A 5,598-nucleotide genomic window follows, 5' to 3' on the forward strand; every position below is an offset into this window, starting at 1 on the left:
CGCGCTCGCGGGGGCCACCCGCGCGGGGCGCAGGGCCATCGCCGTGGTGGCCAGCGCGGGCTCCACCGCCACCGGCGCCTTCGACCCGCTGGAGCCCGTGGCGGACTTCGCGCAAGCGCACGGCCTGTGGTTCCACGTGGACGGCGCGCACGGGGCCGCCGCGTCGCTGAGCCCGAAGTACCGCGCGCAGGTGAAGGGCATCGAGCGGGCGGACTCCGTGGTGTGGGACGCGCACAAGGGGCTGCTCATGCCCGCGCTGGTGACGGCCGTGCTCTTCCGCGACGGGGCGCGCTCCTTCGACGCCTTCTCCCAGGAGGCCCACTACCTCTTCCACGGCGACGGCGACGATGCGCGCCCCTACAGCGACGTGGGCCTGCGCACGCTGGAGTGCACCAAGGAGATGATGCCCCTCAAGGTCTACGCGTGCCTGTCCGTGCTGGGCACGCGCGTCTTCGAGGAGGCCGTCACCGCGTCCTATGACCAGGCCCGGCGCTTCGCGGGCATGCTCACCGCCGCCCCGGACTTCCAGCTGGCGCTGGAGCCCGACTGCAACATCGTCTGCTTCCGCCACACCCCCGCGCACGTGCCCCCGGAGGGCTGGGACGCCCTCCAGGTCCGCCTGCGCGAGGAATTGGTCTCCCGTGGAAGTTTCTACCTGGTGCAGACGCGGCTGCCCCGGGGGGTGTACCTGCGTACGACGCTCATCCACCCGCTCACGGGGGACGCGGACCTGGAGGCCCTGCTGGACGCGCTCCGGAGGGCGGCGCGGCCCTGAATTTTGTGAGCAAGGGAGTCGCCCGGACGGAGGAAATGAGATAGGGCGGGGCCGCCATGCTCGTCTCGCTCGTCATTCCCGTCTACAACGAGATTCCCACCCTGGCGGAAATCCTCCGCCGCTGCACCGCCGTGGACTTCCCCAAGGAGCTCGTCCTGGTGGACGACTGCTCCAAGGACGGCAGCCGCGAGTTCCTCCGCCAGCTGTCCGAACAGGGCCTGGACGTCCTGGGGGGCACGCCGAAGAACCGGAACGAAATCCGGGTGCTCTTCCAGGAGAAGAACCAGGGCAAGGGGGCCGCGCTGCGCCGGGGGTTCGCCGAGGCCACCGGGGACATCATCCTGGTGCAGGACGCGGACCTGGAATACGACCCCAAGGACATCCCGCGCGTCATCCAGCCCATCATCGATGGCGAGGCGGACGTCGTCTTCGGCAGCCGCTTCATCGGGTCGCCGCGCCGGGTGCTGTACTACTGGCACACCGTCCTCAACAACGTGCTCACCACGCTCTCCAACATGACGAGCGGGCTGAACCTCACGGACATGGAGACCTGCTACAAGGCCTTCCGCGCGGAGGTCCTGCGCTCCGTGCACGTGGAGGAGGACCGGTTCGGCTTCGAGCCCGAAATCACCGCCAAGGTGGCGCGCGGCGACTGGCGCGTCTTCGAGGTGCCCATCAGCTACCATGGGCGCACCTACGAGGAGGGCAAGAAGATTGGCTGGAAGGACGGCGTGCGCGCCCTCTACGCCATCGCGAAGTACTCCGTGAAGCGCTGACGTCCGCCCGGCCGCTGTCCGGGGGAGGATGCGGCCCGCGCTTGCGCGAGGGGGCCGCGTCGAATGCGGAGAAGGGAACAGAGCGGCGGGTGCGGTTGGTTGTCCAGCGAGCGGCGCCCCAAGGGGGCTCCGGCTTTTCTTCCTCCGTATTGCGGCGCGTAGTAGTTTCGACAACGCACTCCGTCTGAAGGGCGGGGAAGTTTCGCGGCCCTTCCGAAAGTTTCCGTCCCCGTATGTTCGACTGGCTCCACACCCTGTTTTCGCGCGACCTCGCCATCGACCTGGGTACGGCGAACACGCTCATCTACATCCGCGGCCAGGGCATCGTGTCGAACGAGCCCTCCGTCGTGGCGGTGCAGCAGGACTCGCGCGGCGGCAAGAAGGTGCTCGCCGTGGGCAAGGAGGCCAAGGAGATGCTCGGCAGGACGCCGGGCAACATCGTGGCCATCCGGCCCATGAAGGACGGCGTCATCGCCGACTTCGAAATCACCGCCGCGATGCTGCGCTACTTCATCCAGAGCGCGCACAACCGCAAGACGCTGGTGAACCCGCGCATCATCATCGGCATCCCGTCCGGCATCACGGAGGTGGAGCGCCGCGCGGTGCGTGAGGCGGCCGCCAACGCGGGCGCGCGCGAGGTCTACCTCATCGAGCAGCCCATGGCCGCCGCGATTGGCGCGGGCCTGCCGGTGACGGAGCCCAGCGGCAACATGATTGTGGACATCGGCGGCGGCACGTCCGACGTCGCGGTCATCAGCCTCGCGGGCATCGTGTTCGCCAAGTCCGTGCGCATCGGCGGCGACAAGCTGGACGAGGCGATCATCCAGTACGTCAAGCGCAAGTACAACCTGCTCATCGGTGAGCGCACGGCGGAGCTCATCAAGATGGGCATCGGCACGGCGTACCCGACGGACGAGGTCATGACCATGGAGATCAAGGGTCGCGACCTGGTGGCCGGCGTGCCGCGCACGCTGACGGTGTCCAGCGACGAGGTGCGCGACGCGCTCGCGGAGCCCGTCAACGGCATCGTGGAGGCGGTGAAGCTAACGCTGGAGCGCACGCCGCCGGAGCTGGCCGGTGACATCGCCGACAGGGGCATCGTGCTGGCCGGTGGCGGCGCGCTGCTCAAGAACCTGGACACGCTCTTGCGCGAGGAGACGGGCCTGCCGGTGTTCCTCGCGGAGGACCCGCTGTCCGCCGTGGTGATTGGCGCGGGCAAGGCGCTGGAGTCGTTGGACATCCTCCGCCAGGTCTGCCAGCCGGGCTGAAGCCCCGCTCCCCTGTTGCACCGTGACGGCGCCGGACCTCGTTCAGGGGTCGGCGCCGTTCGCGTTTCCGGGGGGCGTGGCGGTGGCCCGGGGCAGCGGAAGGCCCGTGGGCCGGACGATGCGTGCCTCGCAGTTCGGGCGGCGGCTTTCCCTGTCGTTCTCCCTGCGGGCCTGCTCCCGCACCAGGTCCCACTTCAGGAGGATTCCCGGAGGCAGGGGCTGCGCCACCTTCGTGTCCATGCAGGCCTCGAAGGCGCGCCGCATCCAGGAGCTGGCGGCGCGGACCGAGAAGCCGCCCAGGGCGTCCAGGCGGGCCAGGCCGTCCAGCCGCTCCACGAACACCGGGTAGCCCTCCTTCGCGTCGCGACGGGCGTGGACCAGGGTGGCGGCGGCGCGCAGGCCCGGGGGCAGGCGGAGGAAGTCCGGTCCAGGGACGTCCGAGGCGGACAGGACGTGGTTTCGCAGCGGTTCGCGCGCGAGCATCAGCGGCAGCGAGACATTGAAGAGCTGTTTCCCCCAGGGCTCGCCGGTGCGCGTGAGCTCCAGGGCGAGCAGCGCGAGGACCTCCGGGTCCAGCCGGGGCAGCACGGCCTTGGGGGCGCCCCTGGCCTCTTCCAGCGCGCGCTTCGGGTCCCGCAGCACGTCCCGGGTGAGACGCAGCACGGCGCGGTCCTCGGGAGACGGCAGCGCGGCGAGCTCCGCGTCCTTCGGCGAGCGCTGGCCGGTGAGCAGGTCCAGCAGCGCCATCCGCTCCGGCTGCCGCGCCAGGGCGGGGGGAATCCAGTCGCGCATCACGTAGGACGTGTGCTCGGGCCCGGCGGCGGCGGCCGTGCGTCCGGCCAGCACCAGGAAGTCCCAGGTCCGGCGGCGCGGGTCCTCGCCGTGGCGGCGCACCAGGGTCGTCGCCGCGTCGCGCAGCCGCGCGCGCAGGAAGATGCGCACGTCCAGCTCCAGCGCCTTCAGTGTTTCTGGCGGGTGCTTCTCCTCGAGGGCGGTCAGCAGCCTCGCCGTCTCGGTGACGAACTCCTGGCGTTCGCGGTCCCCCCAGTCCCGCGAGTCCTCCAGCTCGAAGCGCCACCGCGCCTCCAGCCACGCGCGGTTCACCTCGGGCGAGTCCGGGAAACGTGCCGCCAGCTTCGCGTAGGCGTCGACGGCGTCCGCGGAGCCCGGATGCGGTGGGCTCGCCCGCTGCAGGTAGAGGGCCGCCAGCGGTGAGTCCGGATGCTGCTGCGCGTGCTCCGCGTAGCGTGCGCGGGCCTGGGCCCCCTGGCCGATGAAGCGCATCAACTCCAGCGCCAGCGCCTGGGCCTCCGGGTCCTCCTGCCAGGTGTGCATCAGCATCGCCGCGAAGTCGCGCGTGTTGCGCCAGCGCAGGTCGGCCGGCAGGTTCGCGGGCACCTGCGTGTCCACGGTGAGCCACGCGCGCGCGGCCGTCTCCCGCGCCAGGGTCGTTCCCGGGCTCCACCTCCGCGACGGCGGACGCCACGCGGCCCGCGGCCTGCCAGCGTCCCTCTTCCGCGAAGGCGCGCGCGGCGGCCTCCCAGTTCGCGGCCTGGACGGAGAGCCGCTCACCCGACTGGAGCACCATGGCGTTGTCCGGCAAGGACCGGGAGCGAGGGCTCGCGTAGGTGGCCTCCGCGTCCGGGACCGCCTCCAGCATCGCCGCGCCCTTCACGTTGTAGAGGATCCGCTCGCCCTCCGTCGGGAGCACCACGTCCTCGATGACCGCCTCCTGGCCGGGCCAGGTCGTCACCGCGCGGAGCAGGTCGTCGCCCAGCTTCACGCGCCCCTGCTCTTGCGTCCCGGGCGCCACCACCCAGTGCTCACCGCCGATGCGCACGTCCACGGGCCGCGACAGGCCGTTGACGACCGTCACGGCGCGCAGGCTCCGCGCCTCCAGCCACACCGCGCCCGCCCCCGCGAGGGCACACAGCCCCAGCGCCATCACGGCCAGGGCGCCCGCGCGGCGGCGAGCCCTTCCGGGCGAGGGCGGCACCTGCCCGATGACCTGCACGGACGCCTTGTCGTCCGAGCGCACGAGGTAGCCGTCCAGCGGCCACACCGGAATGCCCAGCACCGTCACCATGCGCTCGGCGACGAAGGGCGAGTCCGGGGCGGCGCCGCGCGGAGGAGCGCCCTTCCACCGGACGCCTGTCCCCAGCACGGAGGACGTGGGCGGCGGGCGGCCCGCGATGACGAAGGCGCCGCGGTCCTCCACCAGCGCCGTCAGCAGCTGCCGAGTGGGCCCGGGTGGTTCAAGCTCCAGCCTGCGGGAGAGCACCGCGTGCACCGCCCACGCATCGCCCCGTGACAGCGCCTCCGACAGCGCGGAGTCTGGCAGAAGTTCCGTCAGACGCGGCGCGCGCTCCAGCAGGCCGCTGGGGTCCGTGACAGGGGTGAGGGACATGGGCCCGCATTCAACCGGGTGCTGACGGGGGGGAAGCAAGCCCCCTGCCTTGAATCCCATCAAGCCACGGCCCAAGGCCCCCGCGCCTTCGACCTCGTGAGTGTCTCCGTCATCGTCGCGCCAGGCCCCCGGACATAAGCGGGGTCCACCTCCCGCCCGACGCGGCTGTCCAAACCTGTCCGACTGTCGGACAGGCTCATGCGGCTCGGCTGGAGCGGAGGGTCCCCTGCCACGGTCCGCCCAAGTGGTCCGACTGTCGGACAGGTTCGTGCGGCGTCCCCATGCCACGGTCCTCCCAAGTGGTCCGACTGTCGGACAGGTTCATGCGGCGCCCCCATGCCACGGTCCTCCCAAGTGGCCCGACTGTCGGAC

General features: G+C 71.4%; 4 protein-coding genes. 3 read left to right on the forward strand and 1 reads right to left on the reverse strand.

The genetic code is table 11. The features are described from left to right. From ACLEQD_RS35560 to ACLEQD_RS35570, 3 genes are all read left to right on the forward strand, one after another. Nucleotides 1-775, forward strand: a 775-nt coding sequence (locus tag ACLEQD_RS35560) for a pyridoxal phosphate-dependent decarboxylase family protein (protein WP_410390248.1), incomplete at its 5' end; no start/stop codon positions are given. A 56-nt stretch (nt 776-831) separates the two neighbouring features. After that, nucleotides 832-1,551 carry a glycosyltransferase family 2 protein gene (locus ACLEQD_RS35565; protein ID WP_171414864.1) on the forward strand — a complete coding sequence of 240 codons (720 nt, stop codon included), beginning with the start codon at nt 832-834 and terminating at the stop codon, nt 1,549-1,551. A gap of 233 nt (nt 1,552-1,784) precedes the next feature. Continuing rightward, nucleotides 1,785-2,819, forward strand: coding sequence for a rod shape-determining protein (locus tag ACLEQD_RS35570; RefSeq protein WP_014400170.1), 1,035 nt, complete (start codon nt 1,785-1,787; stop codon nt 2,817-2,819). Between the two features lie 42 nt (nt 2,820-2,861). Here the strand turns inward: ACLEQD_RS35570 and ACLEQD_RS35575 are convergent, their stop codons facing one another. After that, nucleotides 2,862-4,217 (reverse strand): tetratricopeptide repeat protein, encoded by a 1,356-nt coding sequence (locus tag ACLEQD_RS35575; protein ID WP_410390250.1) that lies wholly within the window; start codon nt 4,215-4,217, stop codon nt 2,862-2,864. Between the last annotated feature and the right edge of the window lie 1,381 nt (nt 4,218-5,598).

Origin of the sequence: Corallococcus sp. 4LFB (assembly GCF_046520365.1) — a bacterium.
GTDB classification, from domain to species: Bacteria; Myxococcota; Myxococcia; order Myxococcales; family Myxococcaceae; genus Corallococcus; species Corallococcus caeni.

Coding starts and splice junctions, on each gene's coding strand:
- ACLEQD_RS35570 (WP_014400170.1), top strand. CDS start 1,785: ATGTTCGACTGGCTCCACACCCTGTTTTCGCGCGACCTCGCCATCGAC.
- ACLEQD_RS35565 (WP_171414864.1), top strand. CDS start 832: ATGCTCGTCTCGCTCGTCATTCCCGTCTACAACGAGATTCCCACCCTG.